20 protein-coding genes and 1 riboswitch are annotated in these 17,572 nt (G+C 40.6%); of the genes, 9 read left to right on the plus strand and 11 right to left on the minus strand.

Annotated features, from left to right (window positions below; translation table 11 throughout):
- Positions 1-17: 17 nt before the first annotated feature.
- A complete protein-coding gene (locus NRI27_RS09985; RefSeq protein ID WP_371390556.1) occupies positions 18-779 on the minus strand; it encodes a YibE/F family protein in 762 nt (253 codons plus the stop codon).
- Positions 776-1,897 carry a YibE/F family protein gene (locus tag NRI27_RS09990; RefSeq protein ID WP_371390557.1) on the minus strand — a complete coding sequence of 374 codons (1,122 nt, stop codon included), beginning with the start codon at positions 1,895-1,897 and terminating at the stop codon, positions 776-778. The genes NRI27_RS09985 and NRI27_RS09990 overlap by 4 nt, the downstream gene beginning before the upstream one ends.
- Positions 1,898-2,156: 259 nt before the next feature.
- On the opposite strand from NRI27_RS09990, the gene NRI27_RS09995 reads away from it, so the two are divergent.
- The 4 genes from NRI27_RS09995 to NRI27_RS10010 all read left to right on the plus strand — a co-directional run bounded on the left by NRI27_RS09995 (position 2,157) and on the right by NRI27_RS10010 (position 3,908).
- Positions 2,157-2,570 carry a universal stress protein gene (locus NRI27_RS09995; protein WP_317944045.1) on the plus strand — a complete coding sequence of 138 codons (414 nt, stop codon included), beginning with the start codon at positions 2,157-2,159 and terminating at the stop codon, positions 2,568-2,570.
- A gap of 78 nt (positions 2,571-2,648) precedes the next feature.
- Positions 2,649-3,056, plus strand: coding sequence for a hypothetical protein (locus NRI27_RS10000; protein ID WP_371390558.1), 408 nt, complete (start codon positions 2,649-2,651; stop codon positions 3,054-3,056).
- A 56-nt stretch (positions 3,057-3,112) separates the two neighbouring features.
- Entirely contained in the window at positions 3,113-3,337 is a 225-nt protein-coding gene (locus tag NRI27_RS10005) for a hypothetical protein (RefSeq protein ID WP_317945609.1), read from the plus strand.
- 73 nt (positions 3,338-3,410) lie between these two features.
- A complete protein-coding gene (locus NRI27_RS10010; RefSeq protein ID WP_371390559.1) occupies positions 3,411-3,908 on the plus strand; it encodes an antibiotic biosynthesis monooxygenase family protein in 498 nt (165 codons plus the stop codon).
- A gap of 167 nt (positions 3,909-4,075) precedes the next feature.
- Here the strand turns inward: NRI27_RS10010 and NRI27_RS10015 are convergent, their stop codons facing one another.
- Positions 4,076-4,297, minus strand: coding sequence for a hypothetical protein (locus tag NRI27_RS10015; RefSeq protein WP_317945606.1), 222 nt, complete (start codon positions 4,295-4,297; stop codon positions 4,076-4,078).
- Between the two features lie 237 nt (positions 4,298-4,534).
- Positions 4,535-5,005 (minus strand): inner membrane protein YiaA, encoded by a 471-nt coding sequence (yiaA, locus tag NRI27_RS10020; RefSeq protein WP_317945595.1) that lies wholly within the window; start codon positions 5,003-5,005, stop codon positions 4,535-4,537.
- 459 nt (positions 5,006-5,464) lie between these two features.
- Between yiaA and NRI27_RS10025 the strand changes: the two genes are divergently transcribed.
- Together NRI27_RS10025 and NRI27_RS10030 are read left to right on the plus strand one after the other, a co-directional pair.
- Entirely contained in the window at positions 5,465-5,851 is a 387-nt protein-coding gene (locus NRI27_RS10025; RefSeq protein WP_317945593.1) for an SET domain-containing protein, read from the plus strand.
- 142 nt (positions 5,852-5,993) lie between these two features.
- A complete protein-coding gene (locus tag NRI27_RS10030; RefSeq protein ID WP_317945591.1) occupies positions 5,994-6,116 on the plus strand; it encodes a hypothetical protein in 123 nt (40 codons plus the stop codon).
- A gap of 55 nt (positions 6,117-6,171) precedes the next feature.
- Here NRI27_RS10030 and NRI27_RS10035 read toward each other — a convergent pair whose 3' ends face one another.
- Positions 6,172-6,363, minus strand: coding sequence for a cysteine-rich CWC family protein (locus tag NRI27_RS10035; RefSeq protein ID WP_371390560.1), 192 nt, complete (start codon positions 6,361-6,363; stop codon positions 6,172-6,174).
- 245 nt (positions 6,364-6,608) lie between these two features.
- On the opposite strand from NRI27_RS10035, the gene NRI27_RS10040 reads away from it, so the two are divergent.
- The 3 genes from NRI27_RS10040 to NRI27_RS10050 all read left to right on the plus strand — a co-directional run bounded on the left by NRI27_RS10040 (position 6,609) and on the right by NRI27_RS10050 (position 8,215).
- Positions 6,609-7,088, plus strand: a complete 480-nt coding sequence (locus NRI27_RS10040) for a DUF2975 domain-containing protein (RefSeq protein ID WP_371390561.1) — start codon at positions 6,609-6,611, stop codon at positions 7,086-7,088.
- Positions 7,089-7,098: 10 nt separating this feature from the next.
- Complete coding sequence (locus tag NRI27_RS10045) at positions 7,099-7,311, plus strand: helix-turn-helix domain-containing protein (RefSeq protein ID WP_371390562.1); 213 nt, start codon at positions 7,099-7,101, stop codon at positions 7,309-7,311.
- 76 nt (positions 7,312-7,387) lie between these two features.
- Positions 7,388-8,215: a DUF817 domain-containing protein gene (locus NRI27_RS10050; protein WP_371390651.1), complete on the plus strand. Its 828-nt coding sequence runs from the start codon at positions 7,388-7,390 to the stop codon at positions 8,213-8,215.
- A 392-nt stretch (positions 8,216-8,607) separates the two neighbouring features.
- Here the strand turns inward: NRI27_RS10050 and NRI27_RS10055 are convergent, their stop codons facing one another.
- The 6 genes from NRI27_RS10055 to NRI27_RS10080 all read right to left on the minus strand — a co-directional run bounded on the left by NRI27_RS10055 (position 8,608) and on the right by NRI27_RS10080 (position 17,435).
- Positions 8,608-9,795, minus strand: a complete 1,188-nt coding sequence (locus tag NRI27_RS10055; RefSeq protein WP_371390563.1) for an MFS transporter — start codon at positions 9,793-9,795, stop codon at positions 8,608-8,610.
- Between the two features lie 57 nt (positions 9,796-9,852).
- Positions 9,853-9,952: riboswitch (purine riboswitch) on the minus strand.
- A 520-nt stretch (positions 9,953-10,472) separates the two neighbouring features.
- A complete protein-coding gene (locus NRI27_RS10060) occupies positions 10,473-11,690 on the minus strand; it encodes a dicarboxylate/amino acid:cation symporter (RefSeq protein ID WP_371390564.1) in 1,218 nt (405 codons plus the stop codon).
- 124 nt (positions 11,691-11,814) lie between these two features.
- A complete protein-coding gene (locus tag NRI27_RS10065) occupies positions 11,815-12,825 on the minus strand; it encodes an LLM class flavin-dependent oxidoreductase (protein WP_371390652.1) in 1,011 nt (336 codons plus the stop codon).
- 685 nt (positions 12,826-13,510) lie between these two features.
- Entirely contained in the window at positions 13,511-14,737 is a 1,227-nt protein-coding gene (locus NRI27_RS10070; protein ID WP_371390565.1) for a M20 metallopeptidase family protein, read from the minus strand.
- Between the two features lie 126 nt (positions 14,738-14,863).
- On the minus strand, positions 14,864-16,276 hold the full coding sequence (locus NRI27_RS10075; protein WP_371390566.1) for a YfcC family protein: 1,413 nt from the start codon (positions 16,274-16,276) through the stop codon (positions 14,864-14,866).
- A gap of 40 nt (positions 16,277-16,316) precedes the next feature.
- Positions 16,317-17,435 carry a M20 metallopeptidase family protein gene (locus NRI27_RS10080; protein WP_371390567.1) on the minus strand — a complete coding sequence of 373 codons (1,119 nt, stop codon included), beginning with the start codon at positions 17,433-17,435 and terminating at the stop codon, positions 16,317-16,319.
- Between the last annotated feature and the right edge of the window lie 137 nt (positions 17,436-17,572).

Genomic DNA, 17,572 nt, shown 5'->3' on the forward strand with positions numbered 1-17,572 from the left:
TGGATTCCTTTTATGTGTCAATTCACGTCTTCTTTCAGCAAATAGTTTGCGCTTATCCATGAAGTAATCGGGATGACGACAGCGATGCCCGTCCCAGCGCAAAAGATAAGCATCATCTCTGAACTAAAGATTTTGGAGTTTACAATTTCACCAACGGAATACGATAAATCCTTGAACCAGATTAGTAACGCTAAGTACCCACCAAAAAATGCGAAAAATAACGTATTCGTGTCTGTGCTTAAAAGATCTCTTCCAATATCGATACCTGAGTGATAGAGCTCAGTTTTTTTGATCAAAGGATATTGTTTGCGCATCTCTTGCATCGAAGCTGCAATCGAAATTGCGACATCCATGATCGCGCCGATTGTGCTCATGATGATGACAGACACACCGATTTTCATAAAGTCGATACCAATGTAAAGTGAGTAGCCACTAATCGCTTCTGTTTCTTCCTCCCCAAAACCTTGTATCATTAATGTGTTAGATACAAATACGATGAATACAAGCAGCAAACTAATCGTAATCATCGTTGAGATGAAAGCGATGACCGTTGTCCGGTTCACTTCATTAATGAAAAACAAACTGATACAGCCTATTAATGCACTCGCAATGAACGTTAGGATAATTGGGTCAAAGTCCGGATTTAGCATTAAGGCTAATGTAAAAAAGAAAACGCCGAAGTTCATGAATAATGATAGAAAGGAACGCAATCCTTGTTTGCCGCCAATCCAAACCATTAAAACTAATAAAATTAAAGCAAGCAAAATGAGCACATTCATAAGCGAGCCTTCTTTCGTGTAATGAAAAATAATGTCGTATACACACCGATTGGTATGGTAATAACGATGCCGATGCCACCAGCTAATGCTCGAGCAATTTCTAGTGAAAGGTTCATGGAAAAGGTAAATCCTAACGGTGTTGCATTTTTAAAAGATAAGATGAGCATAGGGAGAGCACCACTAATATACGCGAAAAACAAAATGTTTGTAATCGTTCCCATAATCTCCCGACCAATCGCCATGCCTGAACTTCGTAACGTTTTCAATGATATAGTTGGGTTTTTATCATACAATGCGAAAATGGACGATGACATTGTAATGGCAATATCCATGATTGCACCTAAAGAACCGATGAATAAACCACCCATGAAAACAAGTTCATAGGGACGCGTCAGAAATTGCATTTCTTCATATCGTAAACCATTCCCAGATGTCACTGAAATGACGACGTACGTAATTGCTAGTGATAAGAACGTGCTTAGTAATGTGGCTACGATCGCTGCATACGTCTTATCTGTAAACCCACTTACAAATACTAACGAAATACATGTAAACAAAAGTATGCAGACACCGCAAATGAGCAATAAGTTAATAGAAGAATGTTTGATGTAAACATCTAATGCAAAAGATAAAATGAGTACATTGATGACAAAACTACAAATTGCAAAGAATCCACTCCGCCTGCCGATAAGGAGTAAGGCAAAAATGAAAATCCAAGCAATGAGTAATACGTGCTTGTCCCGTTTCAAGTCAGTAATTGTACCTGTTAACGTTGGGACATCTCGTGTGGTTGTTTCGAACTGAATGAATACATCGTGTCCCACTCGATACGCTTGGTCAAATGCGCCTGAATAAGAATATTCATTGGTCAATTGGACATGTTGTCCTTTCTCAATGCCGTTTTTTACGATAGCCTCAATCTGTTGCACAACGAGCAAATCTTCATTGCCATGCCGATCTGTCATCGGTGTCTCTTCTTCAATCGATATAGCGGTAATTTCAGCAATGGAACGATTGTATAAAGAATAATTATGATTGACGAATAGTACTGAGGTGATAAAACAAAAAGCAAGGAGGGTATAGTAAACCATTTGTTTACGTGTGAATTTTTTAAACATAAATTAATCACCTCGACAGAGTAAATAGATCGTAAGGGATGGATCGCATATTGATTGTATGACCGCCAAAAACGGACAATAAGCTAGTATCACTTTACAGAAAGCGAAGCAGTTATGCAAAGGATAATAGTAGGGATTAATGCGAGTAGAACGGGTATAGAAAGAAAGGAGATTTGCCAATCGCTTTCATTAATCTTATGGAAGTTTGGTAAAATCGGTGATATTATTCATAAACAAACAAGTGATGAGGTGGTTGAGGATGAATATTGCGGTAGCGGTAGATGGTTCTGAAAGTGCTATTCGGGCAACGTATCATGCGCTTATGCTCGTCAAGCATTTGCCGGATACAAAGTTAGAAATCATTTTTGTGACAGACTTTAATAAAGTCGAAGACGAACGTCTGTTGACACAAAGCCCTGAGAATTTAGCGGCTTATCAACGAAAAAATGTAAATCCGATTGTGAAAGTTGCTCAAGAAGCAGGCGTTGAACCGACCGTTACCTTGTTGAAAGGCCAAACAGGTCCAACAATCATCAAGTACGTCAACGCACATGAAGTGGATCAGCTTGTTATCGGAAGCAACAGTTTACATGCTTTTAAAGGCTCTGTTTTTGGAGACTTTAACCAAAAAGCAGTAAAGCGTATGAAATGTCCAGTGACGATTGTAAAGTAAAGCTGTATGTGGCTCGACTGATGAAGTGCAACAGTATTTTCGATACTCAAAAACAATATTATGGAGTGACTGAACTAGATGAAATTACTAGATGAATTAGTAGACATTTATTTGCAAGGGCCGCAGGTGGAAATGATGTCCGTATTGGATACTCGCACTGGAGATATTTTATTGGACGCACCAGAGTCGCTAACAGGTGAGCCTCCAATTGATTGGGATGACGAAGAGTCTTGCTTTTTAGTTGAGATTCCGACCGCTTCTTCTGCGGAAATGTTCGAAGTCATGGTTGTGTTTACGAAGCAACAACCTGAACGTATTGCTGAATTGTTATTCACAGCATTAGACGGAAGCAAACCTTTTAGACGTTTCAAGGATGCTGTAAATAACATTGGAATTGATCAACAATGGTATGATTTTGAACAACTTTATGCCACAGAAAAGATGCAGGACTGGCTATCAGCAGTATCCATGCAGGAGAATCACTGAAACCTTTTCCACGTAATTGACGTATAGAGGGAAAAGATCAGTGAGGAGGCGGCACGGTGTTCACTGTCATTCTAGCATTTATATTACTAAGTCCACTCTATTTGTTTTTGATCCTTCAATTCAACTATCCAAAAGATATGATGATTTGGGCAGAGCGTTGGAAGTACGATACGGAACCTGACTTTTCGGATGAATCGATAAAAATTGTAAAAATAAAAGCGATTGTAGGCATTATTTTACTCTCTTTACTATTTATTTTTTGGTTTATAAGTGAACTGTAGTAGGTGGAGTGAAAAGAAGTATGGCGGCAAAATAACGAGAGACGCCACAAAATAGTACGAGGAGGAATTTGGAATGAAGCTATTTAAGTGGATTGGATCTAAGCAAGAGGCACATACGATTTTGAAGGATTCACGTACGCAAGAGGAAGAGGTCGTTTGCTTACGAAATAACGAAGAAATGCTGCTTTTACAAGAAACAATGGAGGCGAGTATTCCTGTTACTGAAACCTATGAGATATTGGATCGTACAGGAGCTTTGCAAAATAACTGTTTTGCAGTGTTAAACAATATCCCTGTCACGGAAGAAGGAAGGGCACAGTTTGAAGAACGATTCCGCAACCGAGCGGGTTTGATTGAGGAGGAACCGGGCTTTATTGCGATTCGTGTCCTTCGTCCATTGCAGTCAGATACGTATGTCATCTTAACCCTATGGGAAAATGAAGAATCGTTTGCGAACTGGCAGCAATCGAAAGCCTATTCAAAGGCACATGCGAAACGGGGGACTGAGCAAGGGATCGATAAGCGTCCCAATCTATTTCCACGCCCTTCATTCGTCACGACCTATCAATAATTCTCTCAAAAGAATGATGGCCATCAACGAATTGGCCGCTTGAACGAAAAGTGTATGCTAAAGAAACAGTCTAACTTGAACAACGTTACTAAAACGTCTAGTTAAAACAGAATATAGAAAAAGAGCTGATCAAACGCCTATCTGATCGGCTCTTTCTCATGCAAACATTATCTTCTTTTCTTTCGATCATCTTTCCCTGGTACCTTGCTTTTTTCCACGATTTTTTCAAATTCTACATGTACAAAATACTTACTATCAGACACTTGTTCAATACTTAACACTTTTCCATTTCGCCCTTTAATCCTTATCGCTTCGTTCACTTCAGGTATTCTTCGTAAAACTTGGTTCAGAACAGCGATGTTATTTTCAAGAAAATGAATAGCAAACATAGACTCGTCCCCTTTAAGTATGAATGTTGGTATACACTCATCTTATGATGGTGGCGACGATTTAGAACATTTGATATGAAGTAAGAAAAAGTTGCAATCACATTGATTTATCATCTATTCCCATCGGAAAAGCTGAAAAAAATTGAATAAACGATTACTAAATAAAATACGCGTCAACGTTGGTTTTCAGGATTGTTGACGCGGTGTGTACAGTTATAAAATTTTATTTTAAAACAATCAATCCATATTTCTAGCTTTCTGTGTATCTCGTACATTCTTTTGAACAGTGATTGCAGCAAAAATACTCAACACAAAAGCCATACCATAAAAACCTTTTTCACTTAAGACGATACTGCCTGCATTATATAAGCCAATCCCCATTAACAAAATCGCGATAAGGAGTGCGAACCAGCTGAGTCCATAATAGATGTTGGTCACAGGGACACCTTCCTCTTTATCTCGAACTGCCTTTTGTAAAGAGACTGACGCATAAAGACCAAAAATCAATACAACAAAGTAATAGCCTTTTTCATTCAGCTCCATCGTTGCGTTAAACAAGCCGATGAAGTAAGCCAGTACCCCAATTAACAATGCAGCAATGGATGCGCCCTTAAACGCTGCAGTTGGCTCGCCTTCTCTTTTTTCAACTTTTATTTTCAAATCAGCGTCTTTTTCTTTTGCGACGGCTTCTTCTTTTAAATTCGTCACGTGACTCCCTCCCTTTAAAAATATCATATCCAAACGATTCGCTATCGGCAACCTTTTCATAATTATTCGTCTTTTATCATTAGGACAAGACTATGATTATATAAAGTGACTGATCGCTAGTACGTACGTATAAAACGCTATCTTGAGTTTATGAATTAAAAAGTTGCTGTAGAATCATTGCTACTGCGAATCTTTCCGATCACACTAAAAGCATGACCTTCGACTCCTTAAACAGAGGTTCCGTCTAAAGCAGGGCTACTTTCGGCAAAAGCAGATGCTGCCTACACACTATGTCCTCATGCTCAAAGCTATATTTGTAAAGCGCAAAACAGAGCCGTCGCCCGCGTGGAAAAGCACTAGTATAATGAACGGAATTCATCAAAAAGTAAAATATTGCGCTAAATTTACGTATAGATGTTATAGTTAGAAAGTAAATTCTACAAGTGAGCAGGTGACAGCATGATCGAGATAAAATCATCCTCGGTAAGTGATGGGGAATTCAATAGAGGCGTATTTGCAACATGCGACATTAAAAAAGGTACGTTGTTACACGAAGCACCGGTGCTAGCGTATCCAAATGCTGAGCATGAACATATTGAAAAAACATTGTTGGCTGATTATGCCTTTGAGTATGGTGTGAATCATTCCGCACTTTTGCTTGGTTATGGCATGTTGTTCAATCATTCCTATGAGCCCAACGCAACATATTCAATCAGTTTTGAGAAACACACTTTTGACTTTTTTGCCTATAAAGACATTGCTGCAGGAGAAGAGATCCTTATTAATTATAATGGCGATGAGGATGACAAAGAGTTGCTTTGGTTTGATAAAGAGCAGCCAGACTAAGCAGCATGAAGGGTACAACTAAACGCTATGGATAGGCAAAGATGCCTGTCCATAGCGTTTTTCAGTAGGAGATCATATGTTTACTTTCTAGAGGATAGGGAATAGATAGAAGGTAGTGTGAAACAGAAAGTAGGTGATGGATATGACGAAACTATGGAACTTTATTATGGATAATAAGCTTATTACCGTTTCAGGCATTAATAAGAAAATGGCTGAAGAAGAAGCCCGTAAGATTTACGAAGAATTAAAACAAAATGCCTCCTAACATGCACCGGCCAACCAAAGGGCTGGTGTATTTTTCTTTGGAATTATGCTGGCATTCATAATTTTTCTTTGAACTGATCAAGACACCCTTTGCAAATACACTTTTTGTATAAATCCTCCTCTTCAATTGCTTCAAAAATCGCTTGTGGAAAAGCCTCTTCGGTGCACCAGCACTCTCCCAACGACTTCTCTCTACCGTAACAACAATTATTTCCTTGACCACATATCGGACAATGTTCGTTCGTCATGAAAAATGCACCTCATTTTTCTTATATTATAGCAGTCTGGACGTAAGCTTGCTTTGCATTTCTTTTCGGACTCAGCTGTCATTCGAGCTTCCTGATTTCTAACAATGCGAAACATCTTCTTGCGCAAGTTGGTTGCCAACATTCTTCACTTACAAAATTGTAATGTCATTTATCGATAATTATTTATTGTTATTCGATAAAACGTATGGTAAATTCAAGTGACATTAACTAGATGAGGTGCTTAAATGAAACGTGAAACGCTCTTTCTTAAATTAATAGTAATTTTAATGGGACTTCCAGTGCTTGCACTATGCATATTCGTTGTCCCAAAAATCGGTAGCTTTGCGGCAGAGTTAGTTCCATCTATGCCAGTTATAAAATTACTCGTGCTTATTGTCATGTATGCTGCTGCCATTCCATTTTTCCTCGCGCTGTATCAAACGTTTAAGTTGCTCAACTTCATTGATAACAATGAAGCGTTTTCCGACAAATCTGCTAAAGCTTTGCGCAACATTAAACACTGTGCATTGTCAATTAGCGGTTTCTATGTACTTGGCATGCCTCTCTTTTACGTAATGGGAGAATTGGACGACGCGCCAGGCATTATTTTAATTGGCTTACTTATATTATTTGGCGCACTTGTCATTGCAGTTTTTGCAGCAGTGTTAGAGAAACTAGTAACGAGTGCGATTGAAATGAAATCCGAAAATGATTTGACGGTTTGAGGTGACTACATTGGCGATTATGATTTCAATAGATGTAATGCTAGCTAAACGTAAAATGAGTGTAACCGAACTATCAGAGAAAGTCGGCATTACAATGGCAAACCTTTCAATTTTAAAAAATGGCAAGGCAAAGGCCATCCGATTTTCTACGTTGGAAGGGATATGCAAAGCTTTGGGCTGCCAGCCTGGAGATATTTTGGTGTACCAAGCGGATGAGGAGTAACAGAAAATAGATTGATGCGGATTAAAAGACTGTAATCCCTTTAGTAGATAAGGATTAGGAAAGAACGGTGATTGTAATGAAAATCTTAACGAATTACGGGAAATTAAGTGAACAACCTCCTAAACTGACCATCAAACATTCGTGGGAACAACTTGTCCGCTTTGGTTGGATTCAAGCGCAATCCTGTCTATTTCCGGTTGTTATATTCGCTTCTTTAGCAATTACAAAGTTTCTACCACTTCCGTTACTGCCTCGTTACGATTGGCTGCTCATCCTATTTCTTCTCATGCAATGGTGGATGGTGCGTGCGGGACTCGAAACGAGAGATGAGTTAAAAGTTATCACACTTTTTCATGTCATCGGACTCTGTTTAGAAATTTTCAAAGTCCATATGGGGTCGTGGGCATATCCAGAAGAAGGCTACTCTAAACTATTAGGTGTCCCACTATACAGTGGTTTCATGTATGCAAGTGTAGCCAGTTATCTCTGTCAAGCTTGGCGGAGGATGAAAGTAGATCTTATTAATTGGCCGAAGTTCTATTTCGTTGCGCCTCTTGCTCTCGCAATTTACTTGAATTTTTTCACTCATCACTATTGGTTGGATGTTAGATGGTGGTTAGCAAGTTTCGTGTTAATGGTCTTTTGGCGAAGTTGGGTGAGCTATGAAGTATGGGGGATTCGTTACCGCATGCCTCTCTCCATCTCCTTTGTACTCATCGGGTTCTTTATCTGGATTGCAGAAAATATTGCAACGTTCTTCGGAGCATGGAAATACCCAAATCAAGCAGAGGTATGGCGTTTAGTCCATGTTGGCAAAGTGAGCTCGTGGCTCTTATTAGTCATCGTCAGTTTCCTAATTGTAGCGACATTAAAGCGAATAAAAGGGAAAAATCCAATTAGATAGTAGAGTTTAGATTGATTTTTCAGTATACTATAAGAGGAATTGTTCTAATAGGGAACTACATAAAGCTTTTTGAGAATAAACGATGAGGCTGCTTATTCTATTTTCGGGGGGCAATGGATGATGAATTTCTTGAAAATGAAATTGTATATCGAGTTGCTTGCCCTTTCCTTTGGGATAGTAGGGATTGTATATATCGTTCCGATGCAGGTCTTCGTAGAAGGAAAGCCAAGAATTCTAACACTCTGTATTCTGATGTTTCTTTGGTGTGTAATTGTAACGCACAACATGACGTTTCATGAGTTGTGGGACAAATGGTTTAGGAAAAATAATAGGCGATAAAATTCAACGACTGTCTGAAGGAACTACACCTTAAGACAGCCGTTGTTTTTATTTTATTCATAAACCGTTTGCTTTTGGGCTTTTCTGCTGCGTGTTTTTTCCACTGCAATGGACAACGAAATCGCAGCACAAACGAACGCGATGAGCACAATAACTCCACCGACAGAAGGCATAACAGTCACACTGCCTGTCTGATTATATACGACACCACCCACACCCGAACCGATAGCAATACCTACTTGAAGCGCTGAATTGTTAAAGCTTTGATGGATATCGGATGAAGCAGGATCACTTTGGATAATGTAATCTTGTTGTGGTGGAGCTAAACTCCAACTTAACGCGCCCCAAATGACCATGATGATGAGAAAGACAGGAGTTGAGAACGTCATGTAAGGTAGAATGAACAGGCTAAGTGCAAATGCTCCAAGGATGAACAAAATACTCTTCGTTGATCCAATTCGAGAAGCTAAACTGCCACCGAATGCTCCGCCACTCACTGCGGCTAACCCAAAGATAAAGTAGAAAATGCTAATCCAGTACGGACTAAGTTGCATTGTTTCTTCTAAAAAAGGCGTAAAATAGGCATATACTGTATAATGCCCCGCAAGCATGAACATCGTTGCCAAATGTGCAAAGATGATCTTTTTATTGCCAAGAGCTTTTACTTGCTCAGAAAGCGGTTGGACATGCCCAGTAGGAATTTCGTCAAGAAACTTGCTGATTAAAGCAATCGTTCCAAGTGACAGGATAGCGATGCCTAAAAAGACAGAACGCCAACCAAAAGCATTCGTTAAAACAATTCCAATAGGTACACCAAGAACTAAAGACGAACTGATCCCCATATAAATATACCCTAACGCTTTCGCCCGTTTTTCAGGCAGTGAAATGCGCGCAGTAATTGTTAAGGATAAAACTATAACAAGAGCCGCACTCGCAGCTGTAAGTACCCGAGCCACCATCATCAATGTGAAAGTAGGGCTGAAATAGGTAAAGACATTGCCGATAAAGAACACCGACAAGGCAATCAAATAAAGTTTTTTTCGTTCCATTTTGGCAGTAAGCGACAGTAATACGGGACCCGCAACTGCATAAACGAGCGCAAAAATCGTAATCAGTTGACCTGCTGTCGCAATGGAAACATGTAAATCATCTGCAATCACTGGTAAAATACCGCCTACAACCAACTCGACTAAGCCAACCGTAATCGCAGCAATCGCCAGCAAGAATACGCGAATATCCAAAAATATCTCCTCCAACTACACATATAAACCTATATTTTGGCAATAAAAAATCCCCTGATTACAAAAAATAAATTTTGTAATCAGGAGATATCGGTTCCTGGTAGAGACCCTCGAACCATCTTATCGAGGTTATACATGCAAATGCTATTAAAATTTTCTATTGACCAATTTAACATGAATAAAGAAAAATAACAAGAGGCTATTCATCCAACCACCGCATAATCAAGCGAAACGCAGCAAACTTTATCCAAACGCCGCATAACCGGGCCAAACGCGGCAAACTTTATCCAAACGCCGCATAATTCCTTCAAACACAGCAAACTTCTACAAAACGCGGCATAAACGCCGCATAGCCAGTCTCGTTAAATAAAACCCTTAGTTTGTCAAATGCATTTAGCGCGACACCAACTCCACCAACAAAAAAATCCCGCGCTCACAAGAATTAAAGCAGGAAAATTTCTCTGTAACTGCTCATGATAGTCTTAAGTACACAAACTTCGTTCAAACTCCGCATAACCGAGCCGAACGCGGCAAACTTTCTCCAAACGCGGCATAATCAAGGTGAACGCGGCAAACTTCGTCCAAACGGGGCATAATCAAGCCGAAAGCGGCAAACTTCGTCCAAACGCCGCATAACCAAGCAGAACTCCGCATAACCAAGCAAAACGCCGCATAACTCAGCGCCGCCTCTTCTCCTGCTTGTCGACCAATACCGTTCCAACTAAATCACCTGTTACATTTAATGCGGTTGCACCCATACCAATCAGCGCGTCAATAGCTGTCAGCAGAGCGACCGCTTCCATTGGTAAACCTAGCTGGATAAAAACCGTTGAAATCATGACAATACCTGCCCCAGGCACACCTGCTGTACCAATAGAAGAAAGCGTACCAATCAAGACAATTAGCATCATATCTGTTAAATCTAACGGCTTACCAACGATATTTGCTGCGAAAATGGCAGAAACCGCAATGCGTATCGCAGCGCCATCCATATTAATCGTTGCACCGAGAGGCAAGCTGAAACCGTACAAACTTTTCCGAATACCCATGTTTTTTGCTGCATCCAATGTAAGCGGCAGCGTACCTGTACTACTTTGTGTAACAAATGCCGTCAGTATGGGTGTACGTGCAAACTTAAAAAAGTGAAGTGGTTTTACACGGAAGAGAATGAGAACAATGACATAGAGAATGATGTGAACAAACAATGCAATATAAAACACGCCAATCATACCCCCGAGTGAGAAAAGGGTATCCAGTCCTTGATTACCGACAGTTTGAGCAATAATCGCGAAAATCCCAATCGGAATATATTGCAGAATGGCTTTCAAAATTACTAATGTGGCCTCATTTAATGCTGAAATCGTACCTAATAGCGATTCGCCAGCATCCCGAAGTTCTTCTGATGAACGCATGACAGAAATGGCAATACCGAACGTTAAAGCGATAAAAATAATTCCCAATAAGTTCATTTCGGTGAAAGCTTGTACAAGATTGGAAGGGACGATGTTAAGAAAAACGCTGATAATCCCAGGGTGTTCAGGTGTGTCAAACACTGCATTTTCAGTGAGCTGCATACCGGAGCCGGGTTTAAAAATACTTCCAACAACCAGTCCGACGACGATTGCCAATGCCGAGCTTACTGTGTAGTAAATGAAGACCTTGCTGCCCATTCGACCAAGGTTTGTGACGTTTGTTTGATTGACTCCAACGATAAGTGTTAATAAAATGAGCGGGATCATAATAAAAGTGAGTAACCGCAGTAGTAAATCACCAAGTGGCGCAAGGACACTTGCTTGTTCTCCGAAAAGGATACCAACGAGAATCCCTAAAATTAACGCTACACTAATTTTGGTAATTAATGAAATACGAAGGTAGGAATGGAGTATTCTTTTCAAAATTTCACCTCCTTGATATAGGGAATTATTTATTTTAATACTTAAAACTTTCGAATCACATACTATAACCGTTTAATTCAAAGTACAACACCTTTGACATTCATCAAAGGTGTTAGGTATTCAATTAATTCATCATTTCAGCAATGATTTCAAACGAACGAAGTCGATCTTCTTGATAATAGACTGGCGAACTTAGAATGAATTCATTCGCTTTGGTCTGATTTAAAAAGGCTTCCAACTTTTTCTTTACAGTATCAGGACTTCCGATAATCGTTGCAGGGGACTCAATCATCTTAGCCGCTGATGCTTGTTCGTGAGGCGTCCATACAGCAGTCGGATTATCAATGGGTGGCTTGAATTGTGTTGGCATGCCTTTTCCTAAACTAATAAATTGTTGCTGAAGTGAAGTGGCTAACCAATGCGCGCGTTCATCCGTATCTGCTGCAACGATGCTTACTCCCATCATTGCATAGGGTTGTTGCAAGTCTTTTGATGGTCTAAAGTTTTGGTGATACAGTTGCAATGCTTGCATCGCATAGGCAGGCGCAAAATGGCTTGCAAATGAAAATGGCAAACCGAGTTGTGCTGCAAGTTGAGCGCTGAAGCCACTTGAACCTAACAGCCAAATTGGAATATCTTGCCCTTCACCTGGAAATGCACGAACTCGCGCACCTGGTTCTGGATGAAAATAAGATCTGAGCTCAGCTACTTGTTGCGGAAAGTCTTCACCTGTACTTTGAAGAGTTCGGCGTAATGCGTAAGCTGTCGCTTGATCACTTCCTGGTGCACGACCTAATCCAAGGTCAATTCGACCTGGATACAGTGCCTCAAGTGTGCCGAATTGCTCGGCAATCACAAGCGGCGCATGATTCGGTAACATGACACCACCTGCACCAACGCGAATATGTTCAGTTACACCTGCGATATGCCCAATTAGAACTGAAGTAGCTGAACTCGCCACGCCAGGCATGTTATGGTGCTCGGCCAACCAATAACGGTTAAAACCTAACTTTTCTACATACTGTGCAAGTTGGACACTATTTTTAAACGTTTGTGTCGGATTACCGCCTTCATTAATGGGTGCCAGGTCAAGAACAGAAAGAGGGATGCCATTAAATCGTTTTGTCGTTGCCATCAAACGTGTTCACTCCTTTGTATATGAAAATGAAACAAGCTTACTATTAGTAACCTTGTTTCTTAAACTACTATTGTTTGGTGTGGAAATCAATCTTGTTGCTTGAGGAGGCTGGGAGAAGGGGAGTCTCGTTGAAAAGTGTTTTGTTTCGCAACACAACGTAACCCGTTCGTATCACAACATAACGCGCTCGCAACACAACGCTCGCTGCGCATCACAACGTAACCACGTCGCATCACAACGTAACCCGGTCGTATCGCAACATAACGCGTTCGCAACACAACGCTCGCAACGCATCGCAACATAACCCCGTCGCATCGCAACGTAACCCGTTCGTATCACAACATAAAGCGTTCGCAACACAACGCTCGCTGCGCATCACAACGTAACCACGTCGCATCACAACGTAACCCGGTCGTATCGCAACATAACGCGTTCGTAACACAACGCTCGCTGCGCATCGCAACGTAACCCGTTCGTATCACAACATAACGCGCTCGTAACACAACGTTCGCTACGCTTCGCTTCACTTCACTTCACTTCACAATATATATAACCCCTTCACATTCAAAAACAAAAAAACTGCATAAAACCAAGGTAACAAACCTTGATTCCAAGCAGTTTCAAAACGGCACAGTACAAAATAGTAAACAAATTTATCTAATCAACGTCACCTATGCTGTCATTATGCCTTGTGCTGTCCTTTCAACCATTCAATTGCAACACTTGCATGTAAAGCAGCCCCGTATTTAAAGATGCTTTCGTCTTGCTTCATGCGTGGATTGTGGACAGGCGCATCGCCTTCTTTTCCAGTGCCTAAAACGACAAATGCAGAAGGGACAAGCTGAGAAATATACGAAAAATCTTCTGATCCGCTCATTGGCCCGTTGTCTATCAGATTATCTAGACCCACCACATCTTGTAAAGCTGCGCTAATCTCATCAATGAACCCAGGATCGTTGTACGTTGTCGGAGTGTGGAATTCTGTTGTGCTATACTCACCACGCCAAGCTTTCACCGTGTGGTCTATCATTTCAGGAATGCGATTACATAGATGATCACGTGTTGTTTGATCATAACTCCGCATATTTCCACTCAATACAGCTTTATCGGGAATGACATTCGTCACTGTCCCCCCGTTCATTGAACCAATTGAAAACGTCACATTATGATTGGGAGGAACTTCACGTGTGAATAAAAGATTTAAACTCGTGTACAGCTGATTCATGATCATATTGGCGTCAATTGTCTTATGGGGTTGCGAACTATGACCGCCAGAACCTTTAATATCCACAATGTACGTGTCCATCGCTTGTGTCAGTGTACCTTTTGTCACGGATAATGTGCCCGCTTCCTGGTCAGGCATAATGTGTATCCCGAACGCAGCATCCACTTTTGGATTTTCAAGAGCGCCATCGTCAATCATTAGTTTTGAACCGTATCCCCATTCTTCACCGGGTTGGAAAAATAATTTTACAGTTCCTTGTAATTCATTTTCACGATTCTTCAAAATTTGAGCAGCGCCTAACAACATGGCGACATGCGAATCATGTCCGCATGCATGCATGAGACCAGGTTTTGTCGACTTAAACGTCGTTTCTACTTCTTCTTCAATCGGTAATGCATCCATATCGGCACGAAGTAGAATGCAAGGAGTGCCTTGACCGATTGTTGCGATTACACCTGTACAATTTGCTTGTTCCGCAAATCCAGCACGGGCATATTTTTCACGCACTTCAGGAGGAACAACACCGCACGTTTTGTGTACAATCTCCATTTCATCAAGACGTTGTTGAATGAACTTTTGCGTATTTGGAAGGTCGAAACCTAACTCGGGATGTTGATGCAAATAACGGCGGTCATTAATAATCTGCTCTTCATAGCGCTTTGCTTCTTCAAGAATAGTAGTCATCTATCGTTCTCTCCTTTATTCGTAAAATAATTGAGGATCTAGTAGAAATAGTGAGAGGCGTCGTGCTCACATTCTAGCACGTTCGCCTTTCTCAAATTACGACATTACAATGAATAATCGCACCGATTAGTGTGGTCCTAATCCAAGATAATTTGCAATGACAATTAATAAAAATGCAGCGAAATGTAGTAACAGGAATAACTTCATTGAAAACTTAACCCATGCTGAATAACTTACGTTGGACATTCCTAGAGCAGCCATTAATCCACCAGATGTCGGCCATAAGTAGTTTGTAAAACCATCTCCGAACTGATAAACGACAACCATTACTTGTTGATTGATACCTAAAATCTTTCCTAATGGCCCCATAATCGGCATAAGAATGACGGCTTTTCCGCTTCCTGAGACGACAAAGAAATTAAAGAAGATGACGACTAGGAAAAGTACAAGTAACGTAATAACAGAGCCTGTATTGCTCAATAATCCTGATAATGCATGGACAGCTGTATCAATGATTTGTGCTTGTGTCATTAATATCATGACCGAACGTGCAAAACCAATTGCAAGTGCAGTAGGGAGAAGTCTAGCAGCGCCTGTCCCGAAAGTCGTCGCAGCTTCACTCGGATTAATACGCAAAATGATGACTAAGAATACGGCGTAAATTGCATAGACAGCAGATAATTGAGGCATGCCCCAATCAAGTTGGATTGCACCGAAGGCACTACCGACTAAGACGCCTACTAGTCCTAACAATGCAATTTTGCGAGGGAGGGTAAAAGCTTCCTCTTCATACTCGGCAGATTTTGCATTTTCTAATTGCTCGCTATATTCTTCTGCAACAATACTCTTTGTTGGATCGGCTTTTGTTTTATTCGCATAACGAAGAATGTACACAACCGATATGGCGATAAAAATGACCAATGCGATTATTCTGAAAATTAAACCCGAGTAAATCGGCAAACCAACGATAGATTGGCTGACGCCCGTCGTGTAAAAGTTAACGGCTCCAGCAGTGAAACCGATCGCTAAACCGACTGTTGACGTAGCAAAGGCGGTAATTCGGTCATAGCCCATTCCCATGACAACCGCCATAGCGAGGGGGATGAAAGGAATTCCACCTTCACCAAATCCAATCGTACCCATAATTGCAAACACTGTTAGTAAGACAAAAATAATTAGTTTCTCTTTACCATCAGCTACTCGCAATAATTTATGAATACCCGCTGCAATGGCACCCGACTTCTCTAGAATGTAAAGTGCACCACTTGCAAACAACAGCATGACGATAATATCAGCGGATTGGACGACACCGTTATGGAGCGCTGTAAAGAAGTCCATAAATCCAATAGGATCTGTTTTCTCGACGTAATTAAACACGTCCGTGTTCAATTTTACTGCTCCTGTCACAGGATCTTCTACACGCTCATATTGTCCGCTCGGTACAATCCAAGATAAAGCGACAACAAGAAGCATAACGATTAGAAACATAATATACACGTGTGGAAAGTTAAATCCTTTACGTTTTTTCTCTTGCTTCATTCAAAATTCCCCCTAAACCATTTTCGTATTGGTCGATCCCTTACATTTCTGCTAATCCTTTAAAAAGTTCAACACCAGATTCAATTAGTTCATCACGGAAATCATACTCGCTCGTATGGACATTCGGGTACTCTTCTCCGTTTCCGATGAAGCAATAGGCACCTTTTGTTAATTTCGTAAAGTGGCCAAAGTCTTCCGATCCGCGGAAAGCTTCTTGTAGTTCCACAACATCCATCCCTTTGTTAGTCGCAACGGTGCGAATTTTGTCTGCATTTTCTTTATGGTTAACTGTTTCTGGGAATTCATCGTTATAGTCGAACCGTACAGTAAGACCAAATTCTTCTGCTTGTGTTTTTGCAAAGTTTTCCAAGTTGTCTTGTAGTTGGTTTAATTCCTTCTCGTAAAGCGCACGAATCGTCATGCGAAGTGTACCTTTAGAAGCGGAGAGTCCAAAAGCATGTTCACCAACGTCAATTTGAACAACCGTACAGAGCACGAGGCCTTCATTGTTTGCCGGTGAAATGAACGAAGGGATTTCTCGAACAATATTGGCAATAGCGAGAGAAGGATTTACTCCATGTTCAGGTTGACTGGCATGTGCTGGAGAACCTTCCATATGGATCGTCATCCCTTTAGATGCACACAATGCTGTGCCGTCAATAATGGCAACTGATTTGTAAGGAAGCCCACTCATATTATGATAAGCAAAAATTTCATCGATGCTATGTTCATGAATGAAATCTACACACTGGATTGCGCCATCTCCTGTTTCTTCAGCAGGTTGGAAGAGACAAAAGATATTTTTGTCTGCTCCGTTTTGGTCGACTTCAAGTGCAAACGCTGCCAAAGTTGCAGAGTGTCCATCATGTCCACATTTATGAGCTTTTCCCGGGAATTTAGAAGCCCAAGGGAGATCAATTACTTCGTCCATTGGAAGCGCATCAAAATCCGCGCGAAATGCGATATTCGGCTTGTTTTCACCTGCACGGTAAATCGTGTAAAACCAATTTCCTCTGTCGACGATCTCAAGGTTTGATGTATGCGTTTTCAAAAAGTCTATTAAATACTGTTTGGTCCATACTTCTTCGTTAGAAAGTTCAGGGTGCTGATGCAAGTCGTGACGTAAACGTTGTGCTGATTCATAATTTTGACAATTCAAGATAGAGAACCTCCATACAATCCAAATCATTTTGTATCGCATAATAATACTTGCTTTTAAATATATTGTATATTGTACATTATATTTGATTGATTTCAATAAAAAAATTCTGTTCAGAACAGAATTTTTTGGTGATT

The sequence above is a fragment of the Sporosarcina sp. OR05 genome, assembly GCF_041414805.1.
Classification (GTDB): domain Bacteria; phylum Bacillota; class Bacilli; order Bacillales_A; family Planococcaceae; genus Sporosarcina; species Sporosarcina saromensis.